The sequence below is a fragment of the Phycisphaera sp. genome (assembly GCA_025916675.1).
In the GTDB taxonomy this organism is placed as follows: Bacteria; Planctomycetota; Phycisphaerae; order Phycisphaerales; family UBA1924; genus JAHCJI01.
In genome coordinates this window covers 1603482-1620321 of sequence record CP098402.1, presented here as the reverse complement: position 1 = coordinate 1620321, position 16840 = coordinate 1603482, and the positions used below count along the sequence as shown (strand labels likewise).

Here is a 16840-nt window from a genome sequence, read left to right as displayed (position 1 = left end):
GGTGGCGAACCCTCGGTCTAGACCCGTCTGTTGAGTGGTCGCGGGCGTTCCGGCCCGGAAATCCTGAGGCCCCAGGCTGGCGCTGCTGCCGCCCCTTGGCCCACCACAACTTGCCAGGCCAACCAAGGACACCACTACTGCCGTGCGCAAAGTCCCGCACATGATGCGAAAATCGACAATCAAAGGTGGAGTTCCGCCTACGCTCACTTCGGAGGGTATTCGCGCCCCAAGGCTGCCGCACAGAGGCCGCCGAAAGCAAACGAAGGAGACGCCGTGGCCGACCAGGATAACGAGCCGAAGCTGATCATCGATTCCGACTGGAAGAACCAGGCCGAGGCCGAGCGGCAGAAGCTCGCCGACCAGGAAAAGGAAAAGGCCGAGCAGGCCACCGAGCGGGAACTCCCCCCCGCCGACATCATGGGAATCGTCCAGATCCTCGCGACCCAGGCCCTGCTCTACATGGGGGCCTTTCCCGATCCCCAGACCGGGCGGGCGATGGTCGCCATGGACCTGGCCAAGTTCCACGTCGACCTGCTTGGCACCCTCGAAGAAAAGACCAAGGGCAACCTGTCAGACGAGGAAGCCGAGACCGTAAAGCAGACTGCCCACGAGCTCCGGCTTCAGTTCGTCGAGGTCAACAAGGCCGTCGACAAGGCGATCGCCGAGGGCCGCGCCCAGCAGGTCGACGCCAGCCCGGCAGGCGGTATGGGTGGTGCAGGCCAGGGTCCGGGAATCTCGGGCGTCTGATCACGGTTTGGTCCCATTGTTGGCTCACGCCCCACTGGGACCATGCCGATAACAACACAGCGACCCTTCCCCTCCCAGAACCAAGAGGAGCCGACGCGTGGCAACCGGTTCAGATACTCCCAACGCTCCGACCCAGGCGCAGATGCAGCGCTATTTCATCCTGCGCCGCCTGCACTCGCTGACGGGCATCGTGCCCATCGGCGTGTTCCTCGTCGCCCACCTCACCACGAACTCTTCGCTCGCCTGGGGCCGCTTCGCCCTTCGCGGCGAGGGCGAGGGGCTGTCCGTGGCCGAGGGCGGCGTGCGGTACTTCCAGCACGAGGTCTCGTACATCAACGAGCAGGTGCCCCATCTGCTGCTCATCGAGATCGTGCTGTGGGTGTCCATCGCGTTCCACAGCATTCTGGGCGCTTTCTACGCCACGACGGGCAAGTCCAACGTCCAGCGGTATGCCTACCAAGACAACTGGCGGTACACCCTCCAGCGTTGGACGGGATACATCGGCATCCTCTTCATCGTGTACCACGTAGCCACGCTCCGCTGGGGTTGGGCGTGGCTGGTGCCAGAGGGCACGGCGTGGAGCCATAACTTCTCGGCGTCGACCCTCGCCGCAGCCATGCAGGGCTCGACCGAAGGCTTCACCGCCCCCGGCGTGGCCGTCTCGGTCCTTTACATGGTCGGCGTCTCGGCGTTGGTCTTCCATTTCGCCAACGGCCTGTGGACCGCCGCGATTACCTGGGGGCTCACCATTTCGGCCAAAGCACAGAAGCGCTGGGGCGTGGTGTGCGCTGGACTGGGCGCCGGGCTCATGCTCGCCGCATGGTCGGCCCTGTTCGCCACCATGACCCTCGACTACGACGAGGCCCACGAGATCGAGAAGCACCGTTTCATCGAGGAGCATGGCGAAGCGGCCTACGAGGCCTACATGCTCGATAAGGGCATCACACCGCCCGAGACGCACGACGTCACCGGCACGACACTTGAGCCATCAGCCTGACCCAGACGACGTTGGAGACCACAAAATGCAGAATCAACAGCGTGTGATTGTCGTCGGTGGTGGCCTGGCCGGTTTGGCCGCCACGGTGCGTATTGCAGAGGCGGGCATCCCCGTCGACCTCTTCAGCATGGTGCCCGTCAAGCGCAGCCACAGCGTGTGCGCCCAAGGCGGCATCAACGCTTGCAATGAGGTCGCCCGCCAGCAGGGCTATAGCGAGTACCAGCACTTCGACGAGACCATCTACGGTGGCGACTACCTGGCCGACCAGGGCCCGGTGCTGGAGATGGCCAACTTCGCGCCCAAGGTCATCGACCTGCTCGACCGCATGGGCGTGCCGTTCAACCGGACCAACGAGGGCCAACGCGACCTGCGCCTGTTCGGCGGCTCGCTCTTCAAGCGCACGCACTTCGCCGGTGCGACTACCGGGCAGCAGCTCCTCTACGCGCTCGACGAGCAGACCCGCCGCTACGAGGCGTCGGGCTTGGTCAAGAAGTACGAGTTCTGGGAGTTCCTCTGGCCGGTGATCGAGGGCGAGGTCAGCGGGACTGAAGGCGACGGCCGCTGCGTAGGCATCGTTGCCCAGGACATGCGCACGATGCAGACCCGCGCCTTCCGCGGCGCGTCGGTCGTCATGGCCACGGGTGGGTGCGGGCTGGTGTTCGGCAAGAGCACCAACAGCATCATCTGCACGGGCGGCGCCGCCAGCCGCTGCTATCAGGCTGGAGCCTGGTACGGCAACGGCGAGATGATCCAGGTCCACCCGACGGCCATCCCCGGGGCCGACAAGTGCCGCCTCATGAGCGAGAGCGCCCGTGGAGAGGGTGGCCGCGTGTGGGTGCCCAGCAAGAAGGGCGACGACCGCAAGCCGGCCGACATCCCCGAGAGCGAACGCTGGTATTTCCTTGAAGAGCGCTACCCCAAATACGGCAACCTCGTGCCCCGCGACATCGCCACGCGCGAGATCTTCGACGTGTGCGTCAACGACGGCATGGGCGTGGCCGGTCAGAACCAGGTCTACCTCGACCTGACCCACAAGGACCCCGACTATCTCACCCGTAAGCTCGGCGGCATCATGGAGATCTACGAGAAGTTCGCTGGCGAGGACCCCCGGTTCACGCCCATGCGCATCTTCCCGGCCGTGCACTACTCGATGGGCGGCATGTGGACGCAGTACACGCCGGGTTCCTATTCGCCCGAGACCCCGCACCGCGAGCACAAGCCCGGCATGGTGGCGCCCGTCGACACCGAGCCCGGCCGCGGCATGGCCTTGGGCGACCCCAAGAACATGATGACCAACATCCCGGGGCTCTACGCCTTCGGCGAGGTCAACTTTGCCTACCACGGCGCGACGCGCCTCGGCGCGAACGCGCTGCTCAGTTGCATCTTCGACGGCCTGTACTGCGGCCAGGGCGTGGTCAACCACGTGACCCAGGGCGACCCCGCCGACCGGCCGGTCGAGAAGGTCGATCAGTCGATTTACGACCAGGCCGTCGAGCGAGAACAGGCCAAGGCCGATCGCCTGCTCGACACCGTCGAGGGTGCCGAGGCCAGCGACGATACCAACCCCTACCTCATCGGCAAGGAAATGGGTGAGGTCATGGAGGCCTCATGCACGGTCGTTAAGACCGCCGAGCGGCTGAACAAGACGCTCGACACGCTGGCCGGCCTGCGGGAGCGTTTTAGTCGCGCTCGGTTGTCCGACGCGGCGGCCTGGACGAACCAATCGCTCAGCTACAGCCGAGCGGTGGGCGACATGCTCATCCTGGCCGAGATGATCGCCAAGTGCAGCCTGCTGCGTGAAGAGAGCCGCGGCTCGCACTACCGCACCGACTTCCCCGACCGCGATGACGAGCGGTTCCTTAAGACGACCGTCGCGAGTTTCGATGGTGGCGCTCACGGGGTCGAACAGCACGAAATCGGTTATCGGGATGTGCAGACCATGCTGGTCAAGCCGCGCCCCCGCACGTATGGCAAGGTGGAAGAAGATGCACCCGAGAAGAAGGGCCCGACCGCATCCGGTGATCCGGCAACGGCCCGGACCGATCCGGAGCCCGCATCGACATAACTCTCGGGGTTCGTTTTTAGCGCCTGCCTGTTTGATGCCCGATTCGAAACGAAGGAATCACGCCCATGTCCAGTAGTACCGCAACCAAGTCCCAGAGCGATCGCCAGCCCGTTGCCGGGCGCTTGGTCCGGTTCAACATCAAACGCTGCGAGGGGCCGGGCAAGACGTCGCGGTGGGAGAGCTTCAACGTCCCGACCGAGCCGGGCTCGAACGTCATCTCGTGCCTGCAGTGGATCGCCGCCCATCCCACGACGGTCGAGGGCAAGAAGACCACGCCGGTGGTATGGGATTCGGGCTGCCTGGAAGAGGTCTGCGGCTCATGCACCATGCTCGTGAACGGCCAGGTCCGCCAATCCTGCTCGGCTCTCATCGACAACATTGCGCCGGGCGAGGGCGACGAGATCACGCTCGAACCCATGAGTAAGTTCCCGGTGATGCGGGATCTGTGGGTCGATCGCCAGCGGATGTTCCAAGCACTCGAGCGCGTGAAGGCCTGGGTACCCATCGACGGCTCGTACAACCTGGGCTCGGGCCCCAAGGAGAGCCCCGACCAGCAGGCAACGCGGTACGTCCTCTCGACGTGCATGTCGTGCGGTTGCTGCCTGGAGGCCTGCCCGCAGTACAACCTGGAAGAAGACCCCGAGAAGTGGCCAACCAGCTTCATCGGTGCCCACGCTCTCAGCCAGACGCGGCTGTTCAACGAGCACGAGACCGGCAAGCGGCTCAAGAAGGATCGCCTCGACGTCCTGATGGGCCCGGGTGGCGTCTCGGATTGCGGCAACGCCCAAAACTGCGTCAAGGTTTGCCCAAAGGAAATCCCGCTCACCGAATCGATCGCGGCCGACGGCAGGGCGGTGACGATGCACGCAATCACGTCGTGGTTCCGGCGGTAGGCACGGGTTTTCCAGCGAGCGGGAATAGGCTGGCGTCGGGCGGACTCATACCCTGACCCATGACCACGCGACAAACACCCAACGCTCTCATGCTGGCCGCGCTCTCGATGGGCGTGGCCGCGTTCGTGTTCACCGGCTGCGAGGAGCAGCCCTCGGATGCCAGCGGGACCGCTGCCACGGCACCATCCGCCGCGAGCGACGAAGGGGGAAACCAGATGGCCGAATTGCCCGAGATCCCGACCGCCGGCCGCCCGCTGGCCATCGAACTCCAGGCCAAGAAGGCCGGCTTCGCCGAGCGGGCGCCCGACGACCTCAAGGAGCTCTACGACGACGGGTTGCGAGCCGTGGTCGAAGCCGGCGTGGTCGAGAACGCCAAGAGCATGGGCGACCAGGCTCCCAACTTCACGCTGACCAACCAGACCGGCGGGGAGGTCTCGCTCGAAGGCCTGCTGGAGCAGGGCCCGGTCGTGCTGCTCTGGTACCGTGGCGGCTGGTGCCCGTATTGCAACCTCACGCTGGCCGCCTACCAGGAGCGGCTCGATGACATCCGAGCTCAGGGCGCGACGCTGGTCGCGCTGACTCCCGAGCTCCCCGATCGATCGATCAGCACCGCGGAGAAGAACGAGCTCGATTTCCAGGTTCTCAGCGACGTGGGCAATGACGTGGCCCGCCAGTACGGCGTGGTCTTCGAGCTCACCGAGGGCGTGCACGCGAACTACGAGCAAGCGTTCGGCATGAGCGAGCACAACGGCGACGACTCGGGCGAGTTGCCCCTGGCGGCGACGTACGTGATCGACCAATCGGGCACCATCCGCTGGGCGTTCCTCGATGCCGATTATCGGAATCGGGCCGAACCGGAGGATGTCGTGACCGTGCTCGAGGGCCTGAGCGGCGAGACCGGCGGCGGATAACCCGCAAGCCGGGTGGTGCAGACCGCACGATCCCACAAACCGCTCGTAGCTATCCATCCCCGGCGACTTGCGAAGCCATCGCGCGGGGCATCAGGCCGATGTGGGGGCGATGAACACTCCCCAACGGATGCAGCGGGGTTCGGCCAACCAGGTCGGCCATGATACGAGTGCCGTCTCGGGCCTTGCGTGGGTCGTAGGCGTGTGCGCCGTCGTACTCACGGCGTGGCTGCTCGGGGCGGCGTGGCTGACGCGGACCCTGGTGGGTGTGCCCGCGGGACTGTGGATTATCGGATTGGTCTTGGGCGGGCGCTGGATGGCGGTGCGTCTGCTCTCGCCCGCAGAGACACTCCATGTTGCGGCCCCGAAGCCGTACGTGCCGGTTGCTCATTGCGACGACAACGAATCCGAACCATCGGACGCGAACGAGACGACTTTCGAGGGAATCGCGGCCGAGCCGGCTTCGCTTTCGGCTCAGAGTGTTGTGCCCGCTCCGAAGCGGGCGCTCGCCGGTGTGGCCGATGGTGCGGTCACGATCATCCGTTCGTGCTCGGGCGGCACGCTGCCAGGCTGGCTCGAGCGCCTGCGTGAGTCTGGTGGCACGCCCGGGGCGTCGCTCCAAAAGCCCCTGCGTGTCGGCGTGAAGCTGCCCGAGCAGCAGTTCAGGAGCCTCGAACTCGCTCCAGGCTCGTTGGGCGTGGCGTTCGTTCCGTTCTCGGGCGAGGGCGATGCCGCCCAGTGGCGGAGGCTTGGGTTCGATGCCGTGATCGAGCAGGTCGCCCCCGATGCCCCGCTGACGATCCGCACCGCCGAGGCTCCCGAGTCGCCGGCGGCGTGGCACGACTGGTCGCTGGCGCTGCCACTCAGTTACTCGTCGTTGTTCCCGCTGCGGATCGATGCGGCCCAAATCACGCTCGAGTCGTTCGACTGGTCGGACGAGGGCGCTGTGGCGGTGTTGCGTTCCTTGTTGGAGACCGCCGCGCTGCTGAGCCGCTACCCGAGCCGCCTGGGGCTCGGCGACCGCCTGCGTGGCCGGCCCGCGCTGGGGCTCATGCTGGGTTCGCCAGTGGTGGCCGACCCGGCCTTGGACCGCGCGTTCTCGCACATGGTGGCCGTACTCAGCGATCGCCAGCAAGGCCGAGTCGCCGAGGTCGAGCGATCGGCGATGCGTGTGCTGGGCGTGTATCTCTCGTGGACGGGCTGCGGCATGATGCCCGAGGATCGCGTGGCCGCCGCGCGCACCATCGGCAGGCTTGGCCCGGGCGAGGGTGAGACCTACCTGCGGGCCTGCGTTGCCGCATTCTCCGGCGGGCACGAGGTTCTTGGATATGACCTCATGCTCACCGGCCACGAACGGCTGGCGCTGGAACGTCCCGAACCGCTGGTCGATCCTATGGAGTACCTGATCTCGGACATTTCCTTCAACCGTGGCGGGGCCGAGACGATGGGCAAGCTCGCGGCGGGGCTGGCGTACGCGACGGCCCTGATCGACTCCCCGCGCGTGGCGTACGTGCTCGACGACGTGCGTGATGAGGTGATGAGCGCGAACTGGCTCGAGGTGGACCCTGACACGCGCGAGCAGGTGCTGGCGATGATCGAGGCACTCTCGACCGTGCGTGTGAAGGCGGCGGCGTAGCAAGACGAGGCCCTGGCGTGAGCCTGGGACCCAGCCCGATCTATCCCTCAACGTCCAGTTGCGGTGGCGCTTCGTGCTCTTGTTGCTGAGCGCCGGGCTCGTCTTCGGAGCGATCGGTGGCGCCTTGCTTCTGCGGTACCGCGTTCACGCTGAGCACAACGCGATCGCCGGTCTGCTTGCCGTTCTTGGTGCGGCGGTTCTGGTCGCTCTCTTTCGCGGCCGTGGCGACCTTACTGGCCCGCTCGGTGGCGGCGGCCGTTGAAGCTATCGCGGCGGCGGCGCTGGTGGGTACAACGCTCATAATCAATTCATCGGACAAATCTGTGTGAGGGCTCGAAAATAATCCTCACGCGACCCGAACAACTGGTCAAACCCCGACAATATTGGCGCCACAATCGACGTAGATGTTCTCGCCGGTCACGCCCGCGCTCAGGTCGCTGGCCAGATAAACGGCCGTGTTACCCACGTCGCCGCCCTCCACGTTCCGCTTCAGGGGCGAGCGTTCGAGGTTCTGCTCGCTGATCTTGTCGGCCCCACCCACGGCGCTGGAGGCCAGCGTGCGGAGGTAGCCGCCCGAGATGGTGTTCACCCGGATGTTCTGGGCCCCGAGGTCGCCGGCGAGGTAGCGGGCCGTGGCTTCGAGCGTGGCCTTGGCCACGCCCATGATGTTGTAGCCCGGGACGACCTTCTCAGCGCCGTAATAGCTCATCGCCATGACCGAACCACCCTCTTTGGCAAGCACATCGCGGCAGCGGCGGCTCAGCCCCAGCAGGGTGTAGGCCGAGATATCGATCGCGCTCAGGAACGCATCGCGTGGCGTCTCGACGAACTTGCCGTGGGCGAGGTATTCGCGGTCGGCGTAGGCGATGGAGTGGACGAGCACGTGCATCGCCTTGTGGCGAGACTCGAAGGCCGAGATCGCCGAATCGATGTCGGAGTCGCTCGCGGCGTCCATAGGGATGATGAGCGGTTCGGTCCCGCCCTCCCCGGGCAGCGCTTTCACCGCCCGCTGGGTACGCCGCTCGTTCTTCTCACCCGGCAGGCAGGTATACGCGCAGGTCGCGCCGTGGTCGATCAGGGCCTTGGCGATGTGCCAGGCGTACGACCGCTCGTTCGCGATCCCGACGATCAGAGCGACCTTCCCATCCAACACACCCATGCTGCCTCCCGGGCTTAGCCGGCCAATGGTCATCCAGAAGAAGACCCAGTGTACGGCCTCGGGTCGGCCAGCGGTGACATACGATGGGGCGTGGAAGAGAACACGACGACAACTTCGGCCGAGGACTGGTACAAAGAACTGGTCTCCTCGGGCATCACCCGGCGTCTGCTGGAGATCTGCCGGGATGAGGACCTGGGACCCGACCATCAGGACCCCACGGCCATGCTGATGGTCGATGCTGCCGAGCGGTCCGAGGCCTGGGTGGTGGCCCGCGAGCCGGGGATCATCTGTGGCCTGCAGGCGATCGGCGACGTGCTGGACGTGCTGGCCCCGACGACGCTCTTCCGTGATCTGGCCCAGGACGGCGAGAACATCGACCAGGGCAAGCGGCTCGGGGCGCTGCTCGGGCCGCGGCGGGAGATCCTGGCAGCCGAACGCACGCTGCTCAACCTGCTCGGCCGTCTGAGTGGCGTGGCGACCCAGACCTCGCGGTACGTCAACGCGGTGGGTGAGTCGCTCACCCAAGTGGTCGATACGCGCAAGACCACGCCCGGCTTGCGACAACTCGAGAAGTACGCCGTACGCTGCGGCGGTGGCCAGAACCACCGCATGGGGCTGCATGATGCCGTACTGATCAAGGACAATCACCTTGTGGGCATGACGCCAAGCGAAGCGGCCGAAAGGGTCGCCAGTGTGGCCGTCGATGCGAGGGATCGCTTCGAGTTGGCGTTCGTCGAGGTCGAGGTCGACACGCTCGATCAACTCGAAGCCATGCTCGCGCTCGACGAGGGAGCCATCGACATCATCCTGCTGGACAACATGGGCGTAGAGCAACTGGCCCAGGCCGTGGAGATGCGCAACGCCAAGGGCAGGCTGCCGCTGCTCGAGGCCTCCGGTGGCATCGAACTCGCTGGCATGGGCGACGTGGCGCGCACCGGAGTCGACAGGATCTCCGTGGGTGCGTTGACGCACCACGCGGTGTGGTTGGACATTGGCTTGGATGCGGGTGTACCAACGTGACTGCCGAGGATTGGTCAACTCTTCGGGCTCCCATTGGTCGCTTCGACAGTGTGATCGTGCTCGACCAGACGCCATCGACGCAGGGCGATGCGAGGCTGCTGTGCAACGGGCGAGCCGGGCTCGCCGTGGTTGGCAAGCGTCAGGTCGCGGGCCGGGGGAGGCAGGGCCGCTCGTGGGACGACGGGGGCGGGGCCTCGCTCTCGATGAGCATGGTTGTTCACGCGAGCCTGCCCGCGGCCGGCTTGTCGCTGGCGGTGGGGCTCGGTGTCATCGAGGCCTGCGAGTCCTTAGGCGATCCAGATCTCGGGCTGAAGTGGCCCAACGACGTGGTGGCGCGAGCCAGCGGCGTGCGCGGGCGGAAGCTCGCGGGCGTGCTCATCGAGGCGGATCGGTCGGTTGCGATCGTTGGAGTCGGTCTGAACGTATCGACCCCAGACGACCAGTGGCCGGCGGAGTTTGATCAATCGGCCGTAAGCCTGGCACAACTGGGCGTGGAGGTCGATCGACCAGCAGCCGCGGCGGCGGTGCTCGATGGCGTCTCACGATGGTTGGACGCACCTCCGACGGCCATCGGCGAGCGTTGGCTTGAGGTTGGCACGCTGCGAGGCGAGCGGTGCCGATTCCGTGTCGAGGGGCAACCGGTCGTGGGTGTCGTCGTGGACATGGATAAGCAGTGGCGCCTGGTGCTGGAAACCGATCATGGCTCGCGGGTTCGCATCGACGCGGCTCATGCCCACCTCGAAGAATCGCGGCCGGTGGGGAGTTAGCCTATTCCTATGGCCGATGGTGCTGTCGCAGATGAAACCCAGAACACGATCGTTCGGCTGAAAGTCGACGGCATGACATGTGCCGGCTGCGTATCAAGCGTTGAGAAGGCCCTGAACAAGACGAACGGCGTGCGCAGCGCGATGGTGAGTCTGGCGGGCGGGTCGGCGCTGGTCAAGGGCGAGTCGCTCGACGCCGAGGCATTGGCGTCGAGCGTGCGTGGCGCGGGGTTCGAGGCTTCGCCGGCCGCTTCAGGGGATGCCGCGGCCGACCTGGCCAAGCGCCTCGGCGAGGACGACTCGAAGCAGGCCGACGCGTGGCGATGGCGGGTGGTGCTTGGCGTGGTTCTCTGGCTGCCGATGGAGCTTTCGCACTGGTTCGGGCATTCGCTCGGGCTGCACATGCAGAGCGGAGCGGGCCTGGCCGTCGCGTTGGCGGTGGGCACGGTGGCCCAGGTGTTTATCGGGTCGGCGTTCTATCGCTCGGCGATCTCCGCTGCCCGGCGCAAGACCACAAATATGGACACGCTGGTGTCTCTGGGCAGCGCATCGGCGTACACGCTCTCGCTCGTGCATGCGGTCGTTACGTTCTCGGGCGGGGGTGAACGGCCGACCTACTTCATCGAGGCAACAGGCCTGCTCACGCTGATCTCGCTTGGCCATTGGCTCGAACGCCGGGCAAGGCGGGGAACGACCAAGGCCCTTCGCGAGCTGGCGGCGATGCAGCCCACCGAGGCGGTGGTGCTGGCCGACGAGAACGACAGCTCCGGCTCGACCGTCCCCGCGCGTGACGTCTTGCCGGGTGACCTTGTGCTCGTGCGTGCCGGGGAACGTTGTCCGGTAGACGGTGAACTGATCGGGCCGGCGTCGCTCGACGAGTCGGCGGTCACGGGCGAATCGGTGCCGGCCGACAAGCAGGCGGGCGAGTCGGTCATGGCCGGCTCGGTGGCGGTGGGCACGCCGGCCATCGTCCGCGCCACGACGGATGGAGCGAGCGGTACGCTGGGTCGCATGGTGGCGCTCGTGGCCGATGCGTTGGCGAGCAAAGCCGATGTGCAGAGGTTGGCCGACAAGGTCTCCTCGATCTTCGTGCCGCTCTCGATCTCCATCGCGCTGGTGAGCTTCGTTGCGTGGCTGCTGGTGCCCGGCGGTGGCATCTCGAAAGCGGTCGTGACGGCGGCAACGGTGCTGGTGATCTCGTGCCCTTGCGCGCTCGGGCTCGCGACCCCGCTGGCGGTCATGGTCGGGACCGGGGCGGCCGGGCGGCGGGGCATCCTCGTCCGATCGGCCAGCGCACTCGAGCGGGCGGCGGTTGCGAAGGTGGCGCTGCTCGACAAGACCGGCACGATTACCAGCGGCGAGCCAGTCGTGCGGGACGAGACCGAGGACGAGTTACTCGCGACCGCCGCGACGCTGGCGTGCCGATCCGGGCACCCGTTGTCGAAGGCGATCGTGCGTGCGACCGAAGCCCGTGGGATCGACTACGAGTCGGCTCAGAACGCCGAGGAACAAGCCGGCATGGGCATGGTGGGTCTGGTTGATGGCCACGGTGCCATGCTGGTCTCGGTCGATGCCGCCCGGCGAGAAGGCCACCCGCTCGACGACGTGTCGCTCGACGACGGCCCGGCGTCGGTCGTGCTGCTCGATGGTGAACTCGTCGGTGTTGTCCGTTTCCGCGAAGAACTGCGCTCTGGCGCGGGCGACTTCGTACGCGAGCTTGGCGAACTGGGCATCGAGCCGCGTGTGCTGACCGGAGATCGCGAGGGCCCCGCCCATCGCCTGGCCGATCGCATCAAGCTCGATCGCAAGCACGTCCACGCCGGCCTTTCACCACAGGACAAGGTCGACCGCGTCCGCGAGGCCGCCGAGCGTGACACGGTGATGATGGTCGGCGACGGCATCAACGACGCACCCGCCATGGCCGCGGCGTCGGCGGCGGGCGGAATCGGTGTCGCTATCGACGCGGGGAGCAACATCGCGCTCGAGGCCGCCGACGCGATCATCCCCGGTGATCGCCCTCTTGCTGTAGTCGACCTCGTTCGAATCGGTCGCGCGACGCACCGGGGCATCCGTCAGAACCTGTTCCTGGCGTTCGTGTACAACGCTGCGGCCATCCCCGCTGCAGCGTTCGGCCTGCTGGGCGAGCACGGCCCGGTCGTCGCGGCGGGTGCCATGGCGGTGAGCGACTTCCTGGTGATCGGCAACGCGATCCGCATCCGGCTGGTCATCGACAAGCAGACGCGACGCTAGAACGTCTTGCGGATCCGCGCCGCGGGGATCTCGAGCTGGTCGCGGTACTTCGCGACGGTGCGGCGGGCGATCTCGATGCCGCGCTTCTTGAGTTCCCGCACGATGGCCTCGTCGCTCAGCGGCTTGGCCTTGTTCTCGTTGTCGACCACGTCCTGCATGGCGGCCTTGATGGCGGCCCAGCTCACGTCGTCGCCCGCGTCGTTCTGGGTGCCGCCGGTGAAGAAGCGACGCAGCGGAACGACACCCCGCGGGGTTTGCAGGTACTTGTCGGACACCGCGCGCGAGACCGTGGCGACGTGGATGCCAAGTTGCTCAGCTACCTGTGTCATCGGCAGGGGCTTGAGGCTCTCGGGCCCATAGTCGAAGAAATCCCGTTGGGCGTCGAGCACGGCGTGGATGACCCGCAGCAACGTGTCACGCCGCTGGCCGATAGCGTCGACTAGCCACTGGGCGTTGCTCAGGTTCTTGCGGACAAAGTCGCGGCCCTGCTTGTCGAGCTCGCGCGTGCGCACCATCTCCGAGTACTCTCGGTTGATGCGCAGGTTCATCAAGTTTCGGTCGTTGAGGTACGCGACGTATCTGTCGTTGTCCTCTTCGTACTCCACGATGGCGTCGGGGATGATCGGCTCGCTGCGATCGGGGGCCAGCCGCTTCCCAGGCGCGAGGCTCAGGCGGCGGAGCAGTTGCACGCCGGTCTTGATCTCCTCCATCGTCAGCGTGGTTGCCTCGGCGATCTTGGGCAGCCGGTTGTTCATCAGGTCGTCGAGGTGATCGGCTACGAGCCAGCGGGCGGATTCGATCGCGTCGTCGGTGGCCTCGTCCTCGTTAAAGTCCGGGTCGATCTGGACGGCATCGAGCTGGAGCAGCAGGCACTCACGGGCATCTCGTGCACCTACGCCCGTCGGTTCGAGCGCGAGCTGGGCCTCTTCGAGCACCCAGGGGAGCTGCTCGAGCAGCTTGTCGCGTCCGCCGACCGACTCGGCCAGGGGCTCGGGGGCCTGGCGGGCGATGTCCTCGAGCGGGGTGCGGAGGTAGCCGTCCTCGTCGATGAACGAGATGAGGTAGCCGCCCACCGATCGCAGCTCGGCGTCCATCTCGGTCAGGGCCCACTGGTCGCGGAGCTGCTCGCTGACCGAAGCCTGTCGGGCGGGGGCGGCGGCCATGGCGTCCATCTTGCCGTCGCGCTCGCCAGAGTTGATACGGCTGGGTGCGCCGGGCTCCAGGTTCGCCCGGCTGGGGCCGTCGAAGGAGTTGTCGGCGGCGTCGGGCTGGTCGGTCTGGTAGCTGTCCAGGCGTGCGAAGTCGTCCTGGGCGTTGCCCTGGTCGGTGATGGTCAGCTCGCGGTCTGGGCGGTCGGTCTCGTCCTTCTTGGCCGTCTTGTCGGCGACGTGCTCGACGATCTCAAGGGCCATGTTGCCCTCGAGCTCTTCCTCGATGCGTTGCTCGAGGTCGGCCAGGGGCATCTGCAGGATCTCCATCGACTGGATGACCCTGGGCGACAGCTTCATCTGCTGCCCGAGACGCATGTGCTGGCTGGTGTCGAACCTCACGGGGCGAGTCTAGCGCGATCGGCACTCGTCTGAGAACGCCTCACAGCTTGCGAGCGGCGATGTCGAGGCTGGTCACGTACTCGCTCATCTTCGAGCCCTTGGGAAGGGCGGCGATGATCTTCTGGTAGAGCGGATCCTGCCAGGTGGTCATGGCCTCGACGTACTCGGGCTTGCTGGCGAGTTGGATGTCGGCGAGGCCCGCCGCCTCCATGTCTGCACGGATTGTGTCGACGAGCTTCGCCCCGGCCACGCAACCGACAAGGGCCTCAACGTCGGCTACAACCGACTCGGGCAGTGGCTTGAGGAGCGCCAGATCGCTGATCGCCACACGACCCCCGGGCTTGAGCACGCGGGCGACCTCACGCCACACCTGGGCCTGATCGGGTGAGAGGTTGATCACGCAGTTGCTCAGCACCACGTCGATGCTGGCGTCGGCCAGCGGGAGGTGCTCGATCTCGCCCAGCCGGAACTCGACGTTGTCAAGGCCGCTCTGGCTCTTGTAGCTCTCGATGTTCTTGCGGGCCTTGCTCAGCATGTCGGGGGTCATGTCGACCCCGATGACGCGGCCGGTGGCACCGACGCGCGGGCCCGCCAGGAAGCAGTCCATGCCGCCGCCGCTGCCCAGGTCGAGCACGACCTCGCCCTGCTGGAGCGCAGCGATGGCGGTCGGGTTGCCGCACGAGAGGCCCATGTTCGCGCCCTCGGGTAAGGCGGAGAGGTCGTCGTTGGCGTAGCCCACAGCGGAGGCGACCTGATCGGCGGTGAGCGTGGTGGGGCCGCAGCAACCACCGCCACCGCCGCCTGCGCCGCAGCACGATCCGCCGGCGGTCGGGGTGCTCTGGACGCTGGACCATTGGCCATCGCGCGCGATCTTGGCGTAGCCCTCGCGGACCGTATCACGGACAGTGTCGGGGTTGGTTGTCATGACGGTTCTCCTTCCGGCGAAGCCGGTGGGTGTGTTGTATTGGCATACAAACGGCGGCCCAGCCAGAGCGAAACGCTCACCAGGCCAATCAGGACGGGCACCTCGACCAGCGGGCCCACGACCGTGGCGAACGCCACGCCCGAGCCCAGGCCGAAAACGGCGATGGCGACGGCGATGGCCAGCTCGAAGTTGTTGCCGCTGGCGGTGAAGGCCAGCGTGGCGGCTCTCGGGTAGTCGGCGCCCACCTTCTGGGCCATGAAGAAGCTGATCAGGAACATCACGACGAAGTAGATCGTCAGCGGGATGGCGATGCGGAGGATGTCCAGCGGCAACTCGACGATGCGCTGGCCCTGGAGCGAGAACATCAGCACGATGGTCGCCAGCAGCGCGATGAGCGTGAGCGGCGCGATCCTGGGGATGAACGCGCCGTTGTACCAATCGTCACCCTTGATTGGCCGCAGCACGAACCGCGTGAGCATGCCGGCGAAGAATGGGATGCCCAGATAGATCAGCACGCTCTGGAAGACCTCGGCGATGGACACGTTGACGACGGCACCCTCCAGCCCGAGCAACGGCGGCAGATAGGTGATGAACACCCAGGCGTACACGCCGAAGAAGAGCACCTGGAAGATGCTGTTGAACGCGACGAGCCCGGCGGCGTAGTCGCTGCTGCCTTTGGCCAGGTCGTTCCAGACCAGCACCATCGCGATGCACCGAGCAAGCCCCACGAGGATGAGCCCGGTCATGTATTCCGGTTGATCGCGCAGGAAGATGACCGCCAGCACAAACATGAGCACGGGGCCGACGATCCAGTTCTGCACCAGCGAGAGCACGAGGATCTTCCAATCCTTAAAGACCTCGGGCAGCTTCTCGTAGCGCACCTTGGCCAGCGGCGGGTACATCATGAGTATCAGGCCGATGGCGATGGGGATGTTGGTCGTGCCCACGCTCAGGCCATCAAGGGCCTCGGGCACGCCAGCGGCGAACTTGCCGATAAGCACGCCGGTGGCCATTGCCAGGAAGATCCAGAGCGTGAGGAAGCGGTCGAGAACGCTCAGACGCTTGGGACGATCAGGGGTCATCGGCGATCTCGCTGCGGAAACAAGCTCGGCATGGTCTCGACGAACGCGCGGATCTCGTCTCGCACTCGGCGGTAGTGGGGCAGTGCCTCCTCGTCGCTGTGGGCATCGGCGGCTAGGCGTGGCGGATCCTCGAACCCGCGATGCACCACGCGGGTATGGCCGGTGAACAGCGGGCAGTGCTCATGGGCGTGATCGCACACGGTGACCACGAGGTCTAGCGTGTCGGGCTCGCACTGCGCGATCGACTTGCTCGAATGGCCGGAGATGTCGACACCGGCTTCGGCCATCGCACGCACCGCGAGGGGGTTTAAGCCCTGAGGATCGGTGCCCGCGCTGCACGCCTCGATCTGATCGCCGAGCAGGTGCCTGGCCCAGCCCTCGGCCATCTGGCTGCGGCAGGAGTTGCCCGTGCATAGGAACATCACTCGGGGCGGGACGAAGCGGGCCACGCTACTCGCCCTCGCAGCAACCGTTGTCGCAGCAGGTCGAGGGTGAGCAGTCGTCGATCGCGTCGGCGAGGTCTCGGAATGTGGCGGCAAGTTCGGCGCACCTGGGCGTGTACGTCACGGTCCGGCCTTCCTTCTTCGAATCCAGCACGCCAGCGCGGGCCAGCAGCGACAGGTGGCGGGCGACGACCGAGAAGTCCACGTCGCAGCACTCGGCCACCTCGCTCACCGAGCAGCCCCGGCGGCACTTGAGGATGCAGCGCAAGAGCAGAACCCGTGTGGGATCACCCAGGGCCTTGAAGAGTTCGGGGTCGAGCAGCCCGTCGACCGGGCCCTTCCGGCGGGCGGCCTGGCGGGGGGAGGCGGGCTGCTTAGATTTGGATAGTGACGCCATAATG

16 protein-coding genes are annotated in these 16840 nt (G+C 66.3%); 9 read left to right on the top strand and 7 right to left on the bottom strand.

Annotated features, from left to right (window positions below; genetic code table 11):
• The first annotated feature begins 273 nt into the window (after positions 1-273).
• The 6 genes from NCW75_07035 (at position 274) to NCW75_07010 (ending at position 7246) form a co-directional block, all read left to right on the top strand.
• Complete coding sequence (locus NCW75_07035) at positions 274-747, top strand: DUF1844 domain-containing protein (protein ID UYV14038.1); 474 nt, start codon at positions 274-276, stop codon at positions 745-747.
• Between the two features lie 97 nt (positions 748-844).
• Entirely contained in the window at positions 845-1744 is a 900-nt protein-coding gene (locus NCW75_07030) for a hypothetical protein (protein ID UYV14037.1), read from the top strand.
• A gap of 25 nt (positions 1745-1769) precedes the next feature.
• A complete protein-coding gene (gene sdhA / locus NCW75_07025; GenBank protein UYV14036.1) occupies positions 1770-3809 on the top strand; it encodes a succinate dehydrogenase flavoprotein subunit in 2040 nt (679 codons plus the stop codon).
• 65 nt (positions 3810-3874) lie between these two features.
• Positions 3875-4702: a succinate dehydrogenase iron-sulfur subunit gene (gene sdhB / locus NCW75_07020; protein ID UYV14035.1), complete on the top strand. Its 828-nt coding sequence runs from the start codon at positions 3875-3877 to the stop codon at positions 4700-4702.
• Positions 4703-4761: 59 nt separating this feature from the next.
• Complete coding sequence (locus NCW75_07015) at positions 4762-5613, top strand: AhpC/TSA family protein (protein ID UYV14034.1); 852 nt, start codon at positions 4762-4764, stop codon at positions 5611-5613.
• A 109-nt stretch (positions 5614-5722) separates the two neighbouring features.
• A complete protein-coding gene (locus NCW75_07010; GenBank protein UYV14033.1) occupies positions 5723-7246 on the top strand; it encodes a hypothetical protein in 1524 nt (507 codons plus the stop codon).
• Positions 7247-7286: 40 nt separating this feature from the next.
• On the opposite strand, the gene NCW75_07005 is transcribed toward NCW75_07010, so the two are convergent.
• Together NCW75_07005 and NCW75_07000 are read right to left on the bottom strand one after the other, a co-directional pair.
• Positions 7287-7547: a hypothetical protein gene (locus tag NCW75_07005; protein ID UYV14032.1), complete on the bottom strand. Its 261-nt coding sequence runs from the start codon at positions 7545-7547 to the stop codon at positions 7287-7289.
• 66 nt (positions 7548-7613) lie between these two features.
• Complete coding sequence (locus NCW75_07000) at positions 7614-8405, bottom strand: SDR family oxidoreductase (protein ID UYV14031.1); 792 nt, start codon at positions 8403-8405, stop codon at positions 7614-7616.
• 90 nt (positions 8406-8495) lie between these two features.
• Between NCW75_07000 and nadC the strand changes: the two genes are divergently transcribed.
• The 3 genes from nadC to NCW75_06985 are packed head-to-tail and all read left to right on the top strand — an operon-like array spanning position 8496 to position 12439.
• Complete coding sequence (gene nadC / locus NCW75_06995) at positions 8496-9425, top strand: carboxylating nicotinate-nucleotide diphosphorylase (GenBank protein UYV14030.1); 930 nt, start codon at positions 8496-8498, stop codon at positions 9423-9425.
• A gap of 56 nt (positions 9426-9481) precedes the next feature.
• Positions 9482-10192 (top strand): biotin--[acetyl-CoA-carboxylase] ligase, encoded by a 711-nt coding sequence (locus NCW75_06990; protein UYV14029.1) that lies wholly within the window; start codon positions 9482-9484, stop codon positions 10190-10192.
• Positions 10193-10201: 9 nt separating this feature from the next.
• Positions 10202-12439: a cation-translocating P-type ATPase gene (locus NCW75_06985; protein ID UYV14028.1), complete on the top strand. Its 2238-nt coding sequence runs from the start codon at positions 10202-10204 to the stop codon at positions 12437-12439.
• Here NCW75_06985 and rpoN read toward each other — a convergent pair.
• Genes rpoN through NCW75_06960 form a run of 5 tightly spaced genes read right to left on the bottom strand, consistent with a single transcriptional unit; the run spans position 12436 to position 16836 of the window.
• Complete coding sequence (gene rpoN, locus NCW75_06980) at positions 12436-13989, bottom strand: RNA polymerase factor sigma-54 (protein ID UYV14027.1); 1554 nt, start codon at positions 13987-13989, stop codon at positions 12436-12438. The two genes, NCW75_06985 and rpoN, sit on opposite strands and share 4 nt — an antisense overlap.
• Positions 13990-14029: 40 nt before the next feature.
• A complete protein-coding gene (arsM, locus tag NCW75_06975; GenBank protein ID UYV14026.1) occupies positions 14030-14914 on the bottom strand; it encodes an arsenite methyltransferase in 885 nt (294 codons plus the stop codon).
• Positions 14911-15996 carry an ACR3 family arsenite efflux transporter gene (gene arsB / locus NCW75_06970; protein ID UYV14025.1) on the bottom strand — a complete coding sequence of 362 codons (1086 nt, stop codon included), beginning with the start codon at positions 15994-15996 and terminating at the stop codon, positions 14911-14913. The genes arsM and arsB overlap by 4 nt, the downstream gene beginning before the upstream one ends.
• The gene (locus tag NCW75_06965; GenBank protein UYV14024.1) at positions 15993-16445 is read right to left on the bottom strand and encodes an arsenate reductase ArsC; all 453 of its coding nucleotides are present in this window, start codon (positions 16443-16445) and stop codon (positions 15993-15995) included. Before NCW75_06965 ends, arsB begins: the two co-directional genes overlap by 4 nt.
• A 1-nt stretch (position 16446) precedes the next feature.
• On the bottom strand, positions 16447-16836 hold the full coding sequence (locus NCW75_06960; protein ID UYV14023.1) for a helix-turn-helix domain-containing protein: 390 nt from the start codon (positions 16834-16836) through the stop codon (positions 16447-16449).
• Between the last annotated feature and the right edge of the window lie 4 nt (positions 16837-16840).